The 17,448-nt window shown below is 40.9% G+C and carries 14 protein-coding genes; all 14 read left to right on the forward strand.

Translation table 11 applies throughout. The features are described 5' to 3' along the window. Positions 1-350: 350 nt before the first annotated feature. The gene (pnp, locus tag ACIFOD_RS10240; RefSeq protein ID WP_430314504.1) at positions 351-2,474 is read left to right on the forward strand and encodes a polyribonucleotide nucleotidyltransferase; all 2,124 of its coding nucleotides are present in this window, start codon (positions 351-353) and stop codon (positions 2,472-2,474) included. A gap of 288 nt (positions 2,475-2,762) precedes the next feature. Further along, the gene (locus ACIFOD_RS10245; RefSeq protein ID WP_430314505.1) at positions 2,763-3,767 is read left to right on the forward strand and encodes a polysaccharide deacetylase family protein; all 1,005 of its coding nucleotides are present in this window, start codon (positions 2,763-2,765) and stop codon (positions 3,765-3,767) included. A gap of 28 nt (positions 3,768-3,795) precedes the next feature. Then, positions 3,796-5,037, forward strand: coding sequence for a M16 family metallopeptidase (locus ACIFOD_RS10250; RefSeq protein ID WP_324748126.1), 1,242 nt, complete (start codon positions 3,796-3,798; stop codon positions 5,035-5,037). Between the two features lie 138 nt (positions 5,038-5,175). Then, positions 5,176-5,409, forward strand: a complete 234-nt coding sequence (locus tag ACIFOD_RS10255) for a YlmC/YmxH family sporulation protein (protein WP_430314506.1) — start codon at positions 5,176-5,178, stop codon at positions 5,407-5,409. 315 nt (positions 5,410-5,724) lie between these two features. Beyond that, positions 5,725-6,627, forward strand: coding sequence for a dipicolinic acid synthetase subunit A (gene dpaA / locus ACIFOD_RS10260; protein WP_113968176.1), 903 nt, complete (start codon positions 5,725-5,727; stop codon positions 6,625-6,627). Next, complete coding sequence (locus ACIFOD_RS10265; protein WP_113968175.1) at positions 6,624-7,217, forward strand: dipicolinate synthase subunit B; 594 nt, start codon at positions 6,624-6,626, stop codon at positions 7,215-7,217. The genes dpaA and ACIFOD_RS10265 overlap by 4 nt, the downstream gene beginning before the upstream one ends. A 214-nt stretch (positions 7,218-7,431) precedes the next feature. Next, positions 7,432-8,469: an aspartate-semialdehyde dehydrogenase gene (gene asd, locus ACIFOD_RS10270; protein ID WP_430314698.1), complete on the forward strand. Its 1,038-nt coding sequence runs from the start codon at positions 7,432-7,434 to the stop codon at positions 8,467-8,469. A gap of 88 nt (positions 8,470-8,557) precedes the next feature. Further along, entirely contained in the window at positions 8,558-9,796 is a 1,239-nt protein-coding gene (gene dapG / locus ACIFOD_RS10275; RefSeq protein ID WP_430314507.1) for an aspartate kinase, read from the forward strand. A 22-nt stretch (positions 9,797-9,818) separates the two neighbouring features. Then, the gene (gene dapA, locus ACIFOD_RS10280; RefSeq protein WP_430314700.1) at positions 9,819-10,691 is read left to right on the forward strand and encodes a 4-hydroxy-tetrahydrodipicolinate synthase; all 873 of its coding nucleotides are present in this window, start codon (positions 9,819-9,821) and stop codon (positions 10,689-10,691) included. A 265-nt stretch (positions 10,692-10,956) separates the two neighbouring features. Next, positions 10,957-12,624, forward strand: a complete 1,668-nt coding sequence (locus ACIFOD_RS10285) for a ribonuclease J (RefSeq protein ID WP_430314508.1) — start codon at positions 10,957-10,959, stop codon at positions 12,622-12,624. Between the two features lie 145 nt (positions 12,625-12,769). Further along, positions 12,770-13,504: a ClpP family protease gene (locus tag ACIFOD_RS10290; RefSeq protein ID WP_430314701.1), complete on the forward strand. Its 735-nt coding sequence runs from the start codon at positions 12,770-12,772 to the stop codon at positions 13,502-13,504. Then, a complete protein-coding gene (locus tag ACIFOD_RS10295; RefSeq protein WP_113968171.1) occupies positions 13,501-13,707 on the forward strand; it encodes a YlzJ-like family protein in 207 nt (68 codons plus the stop codon). The genes ACIFOD_RS10290 and ACIFOD_RS10295 overlap by 4 nt, the downstream gene beginning before the upstream one ends. A gap of 190 nt (positions 13,708-13,897) precedes the next feature. Then, the gene (locus tag ACIFOD_RS10300) at positions 13,898-16,261 is read left to right on the forward strand and encodes a DNA translocase FtsK (protein ID WP_430314509.1); all 2,364 of its coding nucleotides are present in this window, start codon (positions 13,898-13,900) and stop codon (positions 16,259-16,261) included. Between the two features lie 424 nt (positions 16,262-16,685). After that, positions 16,686-17,411, forward strand: a complete 726-nt coding sequence (locus ACIFOD_RS10305) for a GntR family transcriptional regulator (RefSeq protein ID WP_113968169.1) — start codon at positions 16,686-16,688, stop codon at positions 17,409-17,411. Positions 17,412-17,448 lie beyond the last annotated feature (37 nt).

The following is a 17,448-nucleotide window of genomic DNA, read 5'->3' on the forward strand; positions in this document are numbered from 1 at the left end:
GACAAAGGAAGCGGGATTATGTCCCGCTTTTTCTTTAGTTTTGATAAGTGGAAATCTTTGTATGATCCCCCACTTGTTTTTAAAAATTTTTATCACGAAAAGTATTCAATTATATAGTTTTTGTCTAAAATACATAATATGTACATAAGAGTTAATTCGAGTCCTTAATGCGAGTATATAGAACTTTCCATTGAGAGAACATGCTATATTTACATAGTTCCTTATGTTATTCATCCAAACGAATATAACGGCACAAATGTGCATGATATAGAATAGTTTATTTACAATATTTATCCGGGTTTGGTACAGGCCGAACCCTTTAGTGATATATAAAGAGAGGGGCACACTTTATGGAACAAACTAAACAAATCTTTTCCATTGAATGGGCAGGAAGAGAATTAACGGTCGAAGTAGGCCAATTTGCCAAACAAGCCAATGGAGCGGTAATGGTACGCTACGGAGATACTGCGGTATTAAGTAGTGCAACAGCTTCAAAAGAGCCAAAACCACTGGATTTCTTCCCACTGACTGTGAATTATGAAGAAAGATTATATGCTGTTGGTAAAATCCCAGGAGGATTTATTAAACGTGAAGGGCGTCCAAGTGAAAAAGCGATCCTGGCAAGCCGTTTAATCGACCGCCCTATCCGTCCATTGTTCGCAGATGGATTCCGTAATGAAGTACAAGTAATCAGTATAGTGATGAGTGTAGACCAAAACTGTTCATCTGAAATGGCAGCTATGTTCGGATCTTCACTGGCACTTTCTGTTTCTGATATCCCATTTGAGGGTCCGATTGCTGGAGTTATAGTTGGTCTGATTGATGGTGAATTTATTATTAATCCATCAGTGGAACAGCTGGAGAAAAGTGAGATTCATTTATCTGTAGCCGGTACGAAAGATGCCATCAACATGGTTGAAGCAGGTGCAGATGAAGTACCGGAAGAGACAATGCTTGAGGCAATCATGTTTGGTCATGAAGAAATAAAGCGCTTAGTCTCTTTCCAAGAGGAAATTGTTGCTAAAGTCGGTAAAGAAAAATCAGAAATTCAACTTGTTGAACTTGATCAAGCCGTTGAAGCGGAGGTTCGTTCAATATGTGAAACCGAACTGATCCCTGCGATTCAAGTTCAGGAAAAACATGCTCGTGAAGAAGCAATTAAAGCAGTTAAGAAAAAAGTGATGGCTGTTTATGAAGAAGAGAAGGAAGCTGATGAAGCTACACTGAAGCAAGTGAAAAAGGTATTAGACAAGCTTGTGAAAAATGAAGTTCGTCGCTTGATTACGGAAGATAAAGTCCGTCCTGATGGCCGTAAAGTCGACGAGATTCGTCCACTTTCTTCCGAGGTTGGTTTATTACCAAGAACACATGGTTCAGGACTGTTCACACGTGGACAAACTCAAGCACTAAGCATTTGTACATTAGGTGCTTTAGGAGATGTACAAGTTCTTGATGGTCTAGGAATTGAAGAATCAAAACGATTCATGCATCATTACAATTTCCCTCAATTCAGTGTAGGGGAAACGGGCCCGATCAGAGGACCAGGTCGTCGTGAAATCGGACATGGTGCACTAGGGGAAAAAGCATTGGATCCGATTATTCCAAACGAGAAAGACTTCCCGTATACAATCCGCCTTGTTTCCGAAGTACTTGAATCAAATGGTTCAACTTCCCAAGCAAGTATCTGTGCAAGTACATTAGCGATGATGGACGCCGGTGTTCCTATTAAAGCACCTGTAGCAGGAATCGCCATGGGTCTGATCAAATCTGGTGAAAACTATTCCATTTTAACGGATATTCAAGGGATGGAAGATCACCTGGGTGACATGGACTTTAAAGTAGCTGGGACTTCTAAGGGTGTAACCGCTCTTCAAATGGATATCAAAATTGATGGGCTATCCCGAGAAATTCTTGAAGAAGCACTTCAACAAGCGAAAAAAGGAAGAATGCAGATCCTTGATAGCATGTTAGCAACAATCGGTGAAGCAAGAACCAGCCTTTCTCAATATGCACCGAAAATTTTAACCATGCATATTAACCCTGATAAAATCCGTGATGTTATTGGACCAAGTGGTAAACAAATCAATAAAATCATCGACGAAACAGGCGTTAAGATTGATATTGAGCAAGACGGTACGATCTTCATTTCATCTACTGATGAAGAGATGAACAAAGTTGCTAAGAAAACAATTGAAGATATAGTAAGAGAAGTTGAAGCTGGACAAATGTACCTGGGGAAAGTAAAACGAATTGAAAAATTCGGTGCATTCGTAGAAATCTTCAGTGGTAAAGATGGACTGGTACACATTTCTGAAATTGCAGAAGAGCGTATTCGCAAAGTAGAAGATGTAGTAGCGATCGGCGATGAGATCCTTGTTAAGGTTCTTGACATCGATAACCAGGGTAGAGTCAACTTGTCCAGAAAAGCAGTTCTTAAAGAGCAGCGTGAAAAAGAAGAACAAAACCAGGCATAATCTTTTGAGATTGGCAGGCTGTCCTGTAAGGAGCAAACTCTCCTCCGGGGCGGCTTTTTTTATCTGTGGAATTTTCATTCATGCCTGTAGGAGTAGCCTCCGCTTTTGTATCATCCAGCTACGTCGGCTAGCCCCTCGAGGTCATAAGGCAAAGATATCAGAAAGGAAAGAGTGCCTTTCCGATATCTTCGCCTTATGCTTGGCGCCTCTGGAGCGTTGCCCCCTCCGCTTATGTTCTACAAGCTCCTTTTCCTTCATATGTTTTTAGGAGAAGGAAGGTGGACAGGTATGGATAGAAAATACTTGATTGGAATTAGTCTAATTGCTATTCTGACTTTAGTTGTCGTTGAAAATCCATTATCAGATCAGTATGTGACAGGACTAAAACAAGAATCGTTAGAAGTGAATGGAGTAAGCGAACCAAATGATCTAACCCGAAAAATAAAAGAAGAAGCAAAATTGAGGGAAGTCCCAGCTCAAGATGCTGTAATAGATACAGTTTGGAAAGCTACACCAGGATATAATGGTTTGAAAGTGGATGTAGAAGCGTCTCTTCAAAATATGAAAAAAGAAAAATCTTTCGATGAAGATAAACTGATCTACAAGCAAATCCCTCCTGAAACGCACTTACCTGATTTACCTGCTTCCCCTGTTTACCGAGGGAATCCGGATAAACCAATGGTCTCCTTTATTATCAATGTAGCATGGGGAAATGAATATATCCCGGATATGCTTGCAACTTTGAAAAAACACCAAGTATATGCTACGTTCTTTTTAGAGGGGAGATGGGTGAAAAATAACCCGGACTTAGCGAAGATGATCGTAGATGCAGGACATGAAGTGGGAAATCATTCATATTCTCACCCTGATATGAAATCATTGGAGTCAGCCAAAGTAAGAGAAGAATTGAAAAAGACGAATGAAATAATTGAAGTGACCACAGGGGAGAAAGTGAAGTGGTTTGCTCCACCAAGCGGCAGCTACCGGGAGGAAGTCATAAATATTGCAGACGAAATGCACTTGAGAACGATCATGTGGAGTGTGGATACGATTGATTGGCAAAAACCACAACCAAGCGTGTTAATCGAGCGTGTAATGAGAAAGATGCACAAGGGAGCTATTGTACTGATGCACCCGACAGCTTCTACGGCCAATTCGTTAAACATGTTGATTCTTCAAATAAAAGAAAAAAATTTAAGGCTTGGTACGATCTCAAGCTTGATTAAAGAAGAGAGAATCGTGGAAGACGTCGATAATTCGTCAGAACAGGGAAATAGTAATAAGAAGCAGTAAGTTTGCATCATGAATAGGAGGAAATTTCTTGATAAAGAAATATACATGCCAAAATGGACTAAGAATCGTGCTGGAGGAAATACCTCACGTTCGTTCTGTAGCGATTGGGGTCTGGATTGGAACCGGCTCACGCAATGAAACGGAACAAAACAACGGCATATCCCACTTTTTGGAACATATGTTTTTCAAAGGCACAAAAACGAAAACGGCCCGTGAAATAGCAGAGTCATTTGACAGCATCGGCGGACAGGTCAATGCATTTACTTCAAAGGAATACACCTGCTATTATGCAAAAGTATTGGACAATCATGCGGATTATGCATTACATACACTTTCTGATATGTTCTTTAACTCTACCTATGTAGAAGAGGAATTGAATAAAGAAAAAAATGTAGTGTATGAAGAGATAAAAATGTATGAAGATACCCCGGATGATATCGTTCATGACTTACTAAGCAAGGCGATCTATGAAGAGCATCCACTTGGCTATCCGATTCTAGGAACGGAAGAAACACTGAACTCATTCAATCAAGCTAAATTGAAAGAGTACATGCATGACATGTACACCCCTGATCAAGTAGTGGTGTCTGTAGCAGGAAATGTGGATGAAACATTCATCAAAGAAGTCGAGAAGCTATTCGGATCTTATGAAGGTGGTAAAGGACCTGAGGACCGTGTGAAGCCCGCCTTTCACAACAATAAGCTTGCCCGGAAAAAAGATACAGAACAAGCCCATTTATGCTTAGGATTTGACGGTCTGCAAATCGGGCATCCGGACATCTATAACTTGATCGTATTAAACAACGTGTTAGGTGGCAGTATGTCATCCCGTCTGTTTCAAGAGGTTCGCGAACAAAGAGGACTTGCGTATTCCGTGTTTTCTTATCATTCTGCATATGAAGATAGCGGAATGGTTACCATTTATGGAGGGACAGGAGCCAATCAGTTAGATCAATTATTTGATACGATCGACAGCACCCTGCAAGCCCTGAAAGATGATGGTATAACCTCTAAAGAATTACTAAACAGCAAAGAGCAATTAAAGGGTAACCTTATGCTGAGTTTAGAAAGCACGAATAGCCGGATGAGTCGTAACGGGAAAAATGAGCTGCTACTAAAACGCCACCGTACGCTGGATGAGATTGTCGAAGAAATCGACGGCGTTACGATGGACAAGGTAAATCAGTTAGCTCTTGATATCTTTAAAGATGATTATGCTATATCCCTCATCAGTCCGGATGGGAATCTCCCTCAAAATATGAGGAAATAACAGGAAAAAGCAGACTGCTTAAGTCTGCTTTTTTTTGAATGAATCATCACATTGGATGGAAATAACGAAGAATTTCTTCTAAAAAAAGTGGACAGTGTATACATTGTAATACAGAGCTTTTTTAGGGAGGAAACCTTCATGAGATTAAGCGAGTTAAGCGGAAAAGAAATAGTCGATTATAAAAAAGCAGAACGTCTTGGAATTCTTGGGCAAACCGATCTTGAATTCAATGATAAGTCTGGAAGCATAAATGCGCTTATCATCCCGACCGGTAAATGGCTGCGAAAGCAAGGCGGGGAAATCCGGGTACCTTGGCAGCAAATCAGAACAATCGGAGCGGATATGATCATTCTGGAAGTATCGAATGAATAACGAAATAGATAATCTATTGAAACGGGGCCTCCCCGTTTTTTTATTTGGCCTTGCAATAAAATAAGATGTCCCTCTCCAAAACGTTGGAAGGAGTCAGTGTAATAGGAAGATACATATAGTAACACCTGAATGAAATTTGTCTACGACTACTATCCTTTCCTGACCTCTTACATCCGCTCCCTTACAAAAACAATCCTACATTCTAAACAGTCTCTACCTGCTTTTCTTCTCACCCATTAGGTATGTGCAACATACACTGTTGAAGTGAAAAGGGATTTAGAATAGCGATTATGTAAAAAGTAGGTGAAATCAGTGATGCTGACCGGAATGCAGATCGCAGTTCTAGGCGGAGATGCTCGTCAACTTGAGATTATTCGGAAGCTTACTGAGTTGGATGCAAAAATCTCACTCGTAGGTTTTGAACAACTAGATCATGCCTTTACAGGGGCTACGAAAGAAAAGCTGAGTGAAGTGGACTTCTCAATTATTGATGCCATAATCTTACCTGTACCCGGCACGAATCTACAAGGAGAAATTGATACGATTTTTTCCAATGAGAAAATCGTTTTAACAGAAGAAGTTGTGTCTCAGACGCCAGAGCACTGTACGATCTATTCAGGAATTAGTAATAAGTATTTGGATGAAATAATGTCTTCAACGAATCGGGAACTTGTTCAGTTGTTTGAGAGAGACGATGTTGCCATTTATAATTCTATTCCTACAGTAGAGGGAACGATTATGATGGCTATTCAACATACAGACTTTACGATTCATGGATCTACGATTGTCATATTGGGTCTGGGTAGGGTAGGTATGAGTGTAGCTAGAACGTTTCATCATTTAGGCGGAAAGGTCAAGGTTGGTGCCCGGAAAAGTGAGCATCTGGCCAGGGTGACTGAAATGGGCTTAGAGCCATTCCACTTAGATAACTTAGAAAAAGAGGTTGAGAATTGTGATATATGTATTAACACAATTCCAGTGCATATAGTGAAGGCTGCTGTGATAGCCAAAATGCCGGCTCATACATTAATCATCGATTTGGCTTCAAAGCCTGGAGGTACAGATTTTCGTTATGCAGAAAAACGGGGAATTAAAGCATTGTTAGCCCCGGGATTGCCAGGGATCGTGGCACCTAAGACAGCTGGCCAGATACTCGCGAATGTACTTTGTCAATTGTTAGAGGAAGATCTTGATTTAGGAAAGGAGAGTTCATCATGAGTGTGAAAGGAAAACGAATCGGGTTTGGTCTGACAGGTTCTCATTGTACGTATGATGCCGTATTCCCGGAAATCGAACGATTAGTGAATAACGGAGCAGAAGTGATGCCGATTGTGACTTCAACTGTTATGAATACAGAAACGAGATTCGGTAAAGGAGAAGACTGGATTAAGCGAATTGAGGACGTTACGGGTCATAGGGTGATCGATTCAATCGTAAAGGCAGAACCACTCGGTCCTAAAATTCCATTGGATTGTATGGTGATCGCTCCACTTACAGGAAATTCAATGAGCAAATTCGCAAATGCAATGACAGATTCTCCAGTGTTGATGGCTGCTAAAGCGACTCTTCGTAATCACCGTCCTGTAGTACTGGGGATTTCGACAAATGATGCTCTTGGTTTAAACGGTGTAAACCTAATGAGATTAATTTCAACCAAAGATATTTATTTTATCCCATTTGGGCAGGATGCACCTGAAAGCAAACCGAAATCAATGGTAGCCAGAATGACGCTGATTCAGGAAACGATAGAAGCGGCTATTGAAGGAAGACAGCTTCAGCCTGTTGTAATCGAAAGATATTTAGATTAATAGATGGAGAAGGCTATCAACTTGCACCGTTAAGATGGCCTTCTTTTCATGTATAAATATTTAAAGTTTTATAAATAATCCAGGCACAAATATAAAATTCCCTATTGTCGAATAATTGTTTATGTTAAAATATTCTTTATTATAGTAATAGACTAAAAGGTATACCTACTATGAGAATACTGAATGGTTGGAAGGAGAGAAGATTTTGAATACAATGGGATTACATGTAGCGGTTGTCGGTGCCACAGGTGCAGTTGGACAACAGATGCTACAAACACTAGAAAAAAGGGACTTTCCAATAAAACAATTGACATTATTGTCTTCGGCCCGTTCAGCCGGGTCCACCGTTACCTTTAAAGGGAAAGAATGGACGGTTGAAGAAGCTAAGCCCGAAAGTTTTGAAGGGGTAGATATTGCTTTATTTAGTGCAGGGGGTAGTGTATCCAAACTTCTTGCTCCTGAAGCCGTTAAACGTGGAGCTATCGTCGTCGACAATACAAGTGCATACCGAATGGATCCAGATGTTCCTCTTGTAGTTCCAGAGGTGAATGAAGAAGATATCAAACTTCATAATGGAATCATTGCGAATCCTAACTGTTCTACGATCCAGATGGTGGCAGCACTTGAACCGATTCGTAAACAATATGGTTTATCGAAAGTAATCGTGTCTACCTATCAAGCCGTTTCAGGGGCAGGTGCAGTGGCCATAGATGAGCTTCACGCGCAATCACAAGCCATATTGTCCGGTGAATCATTTGAGCCAAGTGTGCTACCTGTAAAAGGGGATAAAAAGCATTATCAGATAGCTTATAACGCCATTCCTCAAATTGATAAATTCCAGGAAAATGGCTTTACTTTTGAAGAAATGAAAATGATCAATGAAACAAAAAAAATTATGCATATGCCGTCATTAAAGGTATCGGCAACATGCGTAAGATTACCTGTTGTAACAGGTCACTCAGAAAGTGTATATATTGAAATTGAGAAGGGTTCTGTAACAGTGAATGATATCCACTCACTGTTAAAAGATGCTCCTGGAGTAACTTTGGAAGACGTCCCGGAAGAACAGGTTTATCCGATGCCTGCACATGCAGTAGGAAAGCCGGATGTATTTGTCGGCAGGGTGCGTAAAGATCTTGATGAAGACAAGGGCTTCCATATGTGGGTTGTGTCTGACAACTTACTTAAGGGAGCGGCTTGGAACTCAGTTCAAATCGCAGAAAGTCTAATGAAACTTGGTATAATTAAATAACGAAGAGGGACCATTTCAGCTATAGATCTCCTTATTTCCACTAATCGTTCTCACATACCTCTTGAACATATGACAATGAGGTGTAGTCATGAAAGTGATCGTTCAAAAATTTGGTGGAACGTCTGTACGTGATGAGGCAAGTCGCTCAAAGGCGCTTGCCCACACAAAGCAAGCGATTGATAAGGGTTATAAAGTGGTGGTAGTCGTTTCAGCTATGGGAAGAAAAGGTGAACCTTACGCTACTGACTCCCTATTATCCCTTATCGGTGGCAGGAATACTTCAATAAGTAAGAGAGAGCAAGACTTATTATTATCTTGTGGAGAAATCATTTCCAGCCTGGTCTTTTCTAACATGCTTCTTGAGCATGGAATCCGGTCAACCGCTTTAACTGGGGCTCAGGCGGGATTCCGGACTAATAATGATTTTAACAATGCGAAAATTTTGGAAATGAGATGCAGCCGTTTGGTCAAAGAGCTTGAAGAACACGATGCAGTGGTGGTAGCCGGCTTTCAAGGTGCAACGAAAGATGGTGATGTCACCACGATAGGCAGAGGGGGAAGTGATACTTCGGCTTCTGCATTAGGAGTGGCATTAAAAGCTGAATTCATCGATATTTTCACCGATGTTGAAGGGGTCATGACTGCCGATCCCCGCATATCATCGAAAGCAAGACCTATTACGGTTGTTTCTTATAATGAAGTATGTAATATGGCATATCAGGGAGCAAAGGTGATTCATCCAAGAGCAGTTGAAATTGCGATGAATTCAAATGTTCCAATCCGGATTCGTTCTACTTATTCAAATGGTGAAGGGACGCTTGTGACTACACTTGAAAATACAAAAGCACACAAAGAATTCCGGAGTCATCCCGTAACAGGAATAGCCCATGTACCGAACCTTACGCAAATAAAAGTATTCGCGAAGGAAGACCAATACAATCTTCAAGCTGAAGTCTTTAAAGCGATGGCTAAAGAAGGAATCAGTGTTGACTTCATTAACATCTCGCCACGGGGAGTTGTTTACACTGTTGCATCATCCCTGGCAGAAGGTGCGATATCGGTTCTAAATAAAATAGGTCATAAACCTATTGTCGAGTCAGAATGTGCTAAGATTTCAGTAGTGGGAGCCGGGATGACGGGTGTTCCAGGTGTGACTTCAGCCATCGTATCTTCTCTGTCCAACGAAGGAATTCGAATCCTCCAGTCAGCAGATAGTCATACGACTATTTGGGTTCTGGTGAAAGAGATGGACCTGATTAATGCGATAAATGCACTTCATGATACGTTTCAACTACAAGAGAGAACCGCTACATTCAGGATAGGATAAACTAAAGAGGAGAGTGACAAGATTGAATTTTGGCCGCGTTTCTACGGCGATGGTTACCCCATTTGACCGCAAAGGAAATATCGATTTCACCAAGACGACCCAATTAATTCAATATCTGATTGAAAATGGATCAGATTCGTTAGTAGTAGCCGGGACCACAGGTGAGTCTCCGACTTTGACAAAAGAAGAGAAGATTGCTTTATTTCGACATGTTGTAAAAGTAGTAAACGGAAGAGTACCTGTTATTGCCGGGACGGGAAGCAATAACACCCACGCCTCAATCGAGCTTACCAAAAAGGCAGTGGAGGCAGGCGTAGATGCCATCATGCTGGTGGCTCCATACTATAATAAGCCGAGTCAGGAAGGGCTATTCCAGCATTTCAAGGCGATTGCTGAATCAACAACCTTACCTGTCATGCTGTATAATATCCCTGGCCGTTCAAGCGTCAATGTTTCTCCGGATACCATCATTCGATTATCAGAGATTGAAAACATTGTAGCTGTTAAAGAAGCAAGCGGTGACTTGGATAGCATGACTGAAATCATTTCACATACATCAGACGACTTTATGCTATACAGTGGTGATGACGGACTTACTCTCCCTGTGTTGTCAATAGGTGGAAATGGAATCGTGTCTGTTGCCTCTCATATCATCGGAAACGAAATGCAAGAGATGGTTGCTGCGTTTACAAGTGGAAATCATTTAAAGGCAGCCGGTATGCATCAATTGCTTCTTCCGGTCATGAAAGGGTTATTTGCCAGCCCGAACCCAACTCCGGTTAAAACTGCCCTGCAGATGAAGGGTCTGGACGTTGGATCTGTCCGCTTACCATTAATTCCACTGACAGAAGTGGAAAGAGCAAAGCTGTCTCAATTATTACAAGTATTATCTTAAGTAAAAGACTGTGAAGGCCATCCTTCACAGTCTTTTACTATAGACAGGAAAGAAGGCACTAAAATCAGTAATAGATTAATTTATTTTTAAAGAAGAAGGATTTAGTCATGTAGTATCGAAATAGTAATGTAGTAAAATTGAATGCAGTCTTTTTCCTAATTTTATTATAGGTAGGATAAAATTGGTTGTACTCCCAAAAAATTATCAAGTATAATAAACGTAACTGATTAAAGATCGGGAAAGGCACAGCATAGGAGGACATAATGTGAGTAAGACAAAGAATGAAAGTATAAAGATCATACCGCTCGGAGGAGTAGGAGAAATCGGTAAGAACATGTACGTGATCGAAGTGGATCATGAGATTTTCGTGGTTGACGCGGGGCTGATGTTCCCTGAAAATGAGATGCTCGGAATTGATATCGTCATTCCTGACATTCAATACTTGATCGAAAATAAAGAACGTGTGAAAGGGATCTTTTTGACTCATGGACATGAGGATAGTATTGGAGGGATTTCATACGTACTCAATAAGATTAAAGCTCCTGTTTACGGCACCCGTTTAACGAATGCTCTTGTAAAGGCACGATTGAAGGATGAAAATGTCAGGGAAGATGTGAAATTCTATACGATTCACTCTGATAGCCACCTGACTTTCGATGGAGTGAATGTAACGTTCTTTAAAACCACACATAGTATTCCGGATTCAGTTGGTGTATGTATACATACATCTGAAGGAGTCATCGTACATACCGGGGAATTCAAATTTGATCAATCTGCCAAACACCTTTATCGACCGGATTTAGGCAAAATGGCTCAAATCGGTGAAAAAGGAGTGCTATGTTTGTTGTCTGACAGCAAAGAAGCGGAGAGACCCGGCTACACAACCTCCGAGGCCGTCATTGAACAACATATAACAGACGCTTTACGAATGGCATCCGGTAGAGTGATTGTAGCTTGCTTTGCATCTAATTTAATTCGACTACAGCAAGTTTTTGATGCTGCAGATCAAAATAAACGTAAAGTGGTCGTAGTGGGTAAGAGTTTGAAGAGAGTATATGATATAGCATTGAAATTAGGCTATCTTCACGTACGGGATGAGATGATCATCGGAATGGATGAGATTGGTGATTATCCTAAAGATGAAGTCGTCATTATCGCCACCGGAACACAAGGAGAACCGTTTGAAGCCTTGCAGCGGATGTCAAAACGCTCTCATCGTCTTGTGAATATCGAAGAGGGAGATACAGTCCTTATTACGGCTTCACCTTCGCCTGGCATGGAAGTCATTGCAGGAAAGACAATTGACATGCTTTATAGAGCAGGAGCGAACGTCTTGACCGCTAATAAGAAGGTTCATGTATCAGGGCATGGGAGTCAGGAAGATCTAAAGTTCATGTTGAATATCATGAAGCCGAAGTATTTCATTCCTATACAAGGGGAATATAAAATGCTGGTGGCGCATAGCCAGATCGCTCACGACATCGGTCTTCCGTATAAGCAAATTTTCATTTTGGATAAAGGTGATGTGCTTCAATACAAGGACGGTAAGATGAGAATGAGCGGCCGGGTGCAGGCCGGGAATGTGTTAATCGATGGAATCGGTGTAGGGGACGTTGGGAATATCGTCCTTCGCGACCGTAAACTATTATCTGAAGACGGTGTCTTTACGGTCGTTGTGACGATCAACCGCAGATCCAAATCGATTGTGTCCGGTCCTGAAATTATCTCACGCGGCTTTGTTTATGTGAGGGAATCAGAAGAATTGCTTGAAGGAGCTGGAGGCATCGTAACGGATGTAGTACATTCCTATCTGCAAAAAGGTTCATTTGAATGGACAACCATTAAACAAGATATCAGAGATCAGCTCAATTACTATTTATTCAATAAAACACGAAGAAGACCAATGATTTTACCGATCATCATGGAAGTTTAATGCGTGAGGCTATTTGTTTCTAACAGATAGCCTCCGTTTTTTATTTGATTCCAAAGTATAAAGTATGAAAACACTCCCTTATTAAAATAATAACAAGAGAATGGAATGAAAAGGAGATGTTTTCATGGAACTAAATCATGGGCGTATGCAGGATCAGCCAAATAAAGGCCAGGATGATAATAAAGATAAACCTTCAGGATTAATGGAAAAGATACAACAATTAGGGCAAACGAATGTCCCGCAACTCTCTCAGGATTCCAATATCCATTGCTTGACGATTGTAGGACAAATAGAAGGGCATATGCAGCTTCCTCCACAAAATAAAACAACGAAGTATGAACATGTTATTCCTCAGCTCGTAGCCATTGAGCAAAATCCTAAGATAGAGGGCTTGGTGGTCATATTAAATACGGTAGGTGGAGACGTGGAAGCGGGACTCGCCATTTCTGAGATGATTGCTTCACTTTCTAAACCTACAGTATCTGTTGTGTTGGGTGGAGGACATAGTATTGGTGTGCCGATTGCCGTATCATGCGATTTCTCGTACATTGCGAGCACCGCTACAATGACAATCCACCCGGTCCGGTTGACGGGATTGGTGATCGGCGTACCACAGACTTTTGAGTACTTGGATAAAATGCAGGATCGGGTAGTTAGTTTCGTAACGAAGCACAGCAATATATCAGAAGAACATTTTAAAGATCTGATGTTTGCAAAAGGTAACCTTACACGGGATATCGGTACGAATGTAGTCGGTGACGATGCCGTCGAATACGGCCTGATAGATGGAATCGGGGGCATTGGGACAGCCATTAAAAAGATTAACGAGTTAATTGAGATGAAAAAGCAATCGGATCAACAAGAGGGGTTAGTACAATGATCCTTTATACAGTGGTTCCCAATGATCTTGTATTTCCAACGGATGCAAATGAATTCAGTGGTCAAATGATGATGGAATATCAGGGTGTTCCTATCCTTGTTCAGCAGGAGGAGAACCGGTATCGAATTGTCAGGGTCATGAGTAGTGACCCTGCGCATTATCTCGATAATCAGATTTGCCCAGGTGAATTTATAAACAATTAAGGACGAAAGAGGATTTTCCCGAAATAGTGGTTATGCTATAATATTACTGGAAGAGACAAACATAATGATACTTTAAGTTAACGGGAAGGGTCTGACACCTTAGGCACATATATTGCCCCAAAGGATCAGCCCTTTCTTCATCTTTATGTACATATGAAGAAAGACTTCAATAGAATTTAGGTGAATTGGATTGGCAAAACGAAAAAGAAGAAAAAAACGATCTGCAACGAGTTCAACTTTAAAACAAACCATTAAATATGAAATTACAGGAATGATCCTCGCTGCCCTCAGTTTGATTTCAATCATTGAGCTTGGAGCTGTAGGGAAAGCAGTGGTGTACTTCTATCGATTCTTTCTGGGTGAATGGTATATGGTTGCCCTCCTGTGGATGTTGTATGTGGCAGGATACCTCATGGTTAAACGAGAGATTCCTATGTTATTTAGTCGCAGACTTATTGGGGTTTACATCATCATTGCCAGCTTCTTGCTATTGAGTCATGTGAAATTATTTGATTTGCTCTCAAATGATGGTTCTTTCGATAATCCAAGTGTCATCATGAATACGTGGGATTTGTATTGGATGGATGTAAGTGGTGAGACGAGTACCTCGGATCTTGGGGGAGGAATGATAGGGAGCGTTCTATTTGCCGTTTCTTATTTTCTATTTGACTCTCAAGGAGCAAGAATTGTTAGTGCCACATTCATATTGATCGGAATCATACTAGTGACAGGTAAATCCATCGGGGATGTTCTGGGAAGAGCGGGTAAGCGCTTTGGGGCATTCTTAAGCGGACAATGGTCTGCATTCAAACAAGATATGAGTGATTGGAAAGAAGATCAGTCAAAGAAAAAAGAAGTGAAAGAAAAGAAAAAGAAAGAAGTTCCTGTGAAACAGGAGAAAGCGGTTGAAACACAGCTGCCTCAGGAAGAGGAAACGAGAGAACCGATTATCTCCAACTTCGCGGAACGTGCATACGGAGGAGTCCAGACTAAAGAACAACCTTCCTCTACAGGTGCGGGAATGAATGATGAAAATGATGATGCTGCAGCTAAAGATAAGTCCGGTTCAGAGGGAGAAGCGGATTCTGCACCACCGATTACGTTTACTGAGGTAGAAAATAAGGATTATAAACTACCTTCTATTTCGTTATTAAAGAGTCCTAGAAAAACAGATCAGAGTAATGAATATCAACTGATCCATGCCAACGCAGCCAAACTTGAAAGAACCTTCCAAAGTTTCGGAGTGAAAGCGAAAGTTACACAAGTTCACTTAGGTCCTGCCGTCACCAAGTATGAAGTACACCCGGATGTAGGTGTGAAAGTAAGCCGCATCGTAAACCTTAGTGATGATTTAGCGTTGGCTCTTGCAGCTAAAGATATCCGAATCGAAGCTCCTATTCCAGGGAAATCGGCTATCGGGATTGAAGTTCCTAACTCAGAGGTGGCCATGGTGTCTTTAAGAGAGGTGCTTGAAGCTAAGGAACATAATAAACCGGATGCCAAGCTCCAAATTGGTTTAGGACGGGATATTACGGGAGAAGCCGTACTTGCAGAATTGAATAAAATGCCTCACTTACTTGTAGCCGGGGCCACAGGAAGCGGAAAGAGTGTCTGTATTAATGGTATCATTACGAGTATCCTAATGAGAGCTAAACCACATGAAGTTAAACTCATGATGATAGATCCGAAAATGGTTGAATTGAATGTATATAACGGGGTCCCGCACCTATTGGCTCCCGTTGTAACTGATGCGAAGAAAGCTTCACAGGCATTAAAAAAGGTTGTAAGTGAAATGGAGCGGAGATATGAATTGTTCTCTCACACAGGGACAAGGAATATTGAAGGCTACAACGACTACGTTAAGAGACAGAATCTCGAAAATGAAGAAAAGCAGCCGCTGCTTCCGTACATTGTGGTGATAGTGGATGAGCTGGCTGATTTAATGATGGTTGCTTCAAACGATGTAGAAGACGCAATCACCAGACTCGCACAGATGGCACGTGCCGCAGGGATCCATTTAATTATTGCGACCCAGCGTCCTTCTGTTGATGTTATTACAGGGGTCATCAAAGCGAATATACCATCCAGGATTGCGTTTGCCGTATCATCTCAAATCGATTCCAGAACCATCCTGGACTCAGGTGGCGCAGAAAAACTATTGGGTAGAGGAGACATGCTCTTTATGCCTGTAGGGGCTTCAAAGCCTACAAGGGTACAAGGCGCCTTTTTATCTGATGAAGAAGTTGAAGAAATCGTTGACTTTGTCATTTCTCAACAAAAGGCACAGTATCAGGAAGAAATGATTCCGGATGAGATACAAGAAGATGAGAAGACGGGCGAAGCTGAAGACGAACTTTATAATGATGCAGTTCAGTTAATCGCTGAAATGCAAACCGCTTCCGTGTCCATGCTTCAAAGGAGATTTAGAATTGGATATACAAGAGCAGCACGATTGATTGATGAGATGGAAGTAAGAGGAGTCGTTGGGCCTTATGAAGGAAGTAAGCCGCGAACCGTCTTGATCGGAAAACCTTCAGAAGAGCAAAGCTCTTAACAAAAGGTGTGTTACCCTATTCAAAGTGAACGGGGTAACACACCTTTTTTATGTAAAATCCAAGGAGGAAACCTCAAAATGTATCCGTTTTAAATGATGTTATTCTAGTTTATCCACTAATGTGTTATACTATTAAAAGCGTTTACAATTGTAATGGCGTTGTTTTAATTTTGTAAAGATTGATAATCTATAACAACCTTACTGTAAATTATTTGTAAAATTACTCCATGAAACCCTATTCATCTTTACTTTTTTACTATTTTTTTACAAATAAGGATTCTAAATTGTCATTCTAGTCATTTTTTTCGACAAAATCACACAATGCTATTTATTTATGAAAAGAAAAGTGTTATAGTATTTTCGATTAGTAGGAAAGATATACATCAGAGGTCTGATGTCTTGAGAAAATTTGGTGGTGGTTCCAGTGACAATAAAGACAGACAATCGACATTTATACTTACAAGTGATAGACCGTTTGAAGAAAGATATCGAAGCGGGGGTATACAAAGAAAAAGAAAAACTCCCGTCTGAATTTGATCTCTCCAAACAACTAGGTGTGAGTAGGGCTACTCTCCGGGAAGCTCTCAGAATTCTTGAGGAAGAAAGTGTCATCGTACGACGTCATGGTGTAGGTACATTTGTAAACGCTAAACCGCTCTTTACTTCTGGTATTGAGCAGCTGAACAGTGTAACGAACATGATTAAGCAGGCTGGTATGGAGCCAGGGACCATTTTCTTAAGCTCAACAACTCAAGAAGCTACTGAGGATGATGTGAAGAGGTTTACTTGCAATGAAGAGGACGACGTGATCCTGATTGAGCGGGTTCGTACTGCAAACGGGGAACCGGTTGTGTATTGTGTAGACAAAATTCCTGAAAAGATTATGCCGAGGAATTTCACCCATGAAGATAATTCGATTTTTACCGTTTTGGAAAAACGTGAGAATAAGAGAATCACTCATGCTGTTGCACAAATAGAACCTATGGGCTATCACGATAAAATCTCCCCTATTCTAAATTGTGAACCAGAAACGGCACTACTCGTTTTAAAGCAAATGCATTTTGATGAAAACGATGAGCCGATTCTGTACTCAGTAAACTATTTTCGGTCAGACAAATTTAGCTTCCACGTATTAAGAAAGCGTGTATAACAACAATCCATCTTTCTACTAATTTATTACAATATTA

Origin of the sequence: Rossellomorea sp. NRS-1567, from assembly GCF_050467885.1 — a bacterium.
Classification (GTDB): Bacteria; Bacillota; Bacilli; order Bacillales; family Bacillaceae_B; genus Rossellomorea; species Rossellomorea aquimaris_C.

Coding starts and splice junctions, on each gene's coding strand:
- ACIFOD_RS10265 (WP_113968175.1), top strand. CDS start 6,624: ATGAGTGTGAAAGGAAAACGAATCGGGTTTGGTCTGACAGGTTCTCAT.
- ACIFOD_RS10255 (WP_430314506.1), top strand. CDS start 5,176: ATGAGATTAAGCGAGTTAAGCGGAAAAGAAATAGTCGATTATAAAAAA.
- dpaA (WP_113968176.1), top strand. CDS start 5,725: ATGCTGACCGGAATGCAGATCGCAGTTCTAGGCGGAGATGCTCGTCAA.
- asd (WP_430314698.1), top strand. CDS start 7,432: ATGGGATTACATGTAGCGGTTGTCGGTGCCACAGGTGCAGTTGGACAA.
- dapG (WP_430314507.1), top strand. CDS start 8,558: ATGAAAGTGATCGTTCAAAAATTTGGTGGAACGTCTGTACGTGATGAG.
- ACIFOD_RS10290 (WP_430314701.1), top strand. CDS start 12,770: ATGCAGGATCAGCCAAATAAAGGCCAGGATGATAATAAAGATAAACCT.
- ACIFOD_RS10295 (WP_113968171.1), top strand. CDS start 13,501: ATGATCCTTTATACAGTGGTTCCCAATGATCTTGTATTTCCAACGGAT.
- ACIFOD_RS10245 (WP_430314505.1), top strand. CDS start 2,763: ATGGATAGAAAATACTTGATTGGAATTAGTCTAATTGCTATTCTGACT.
- pnp (WP_430314504.1), top strand. CDS start 351: ATGGAACAAACTAAACAAATCTTTTCCATTGAATGGGCAGGAAGAGAA.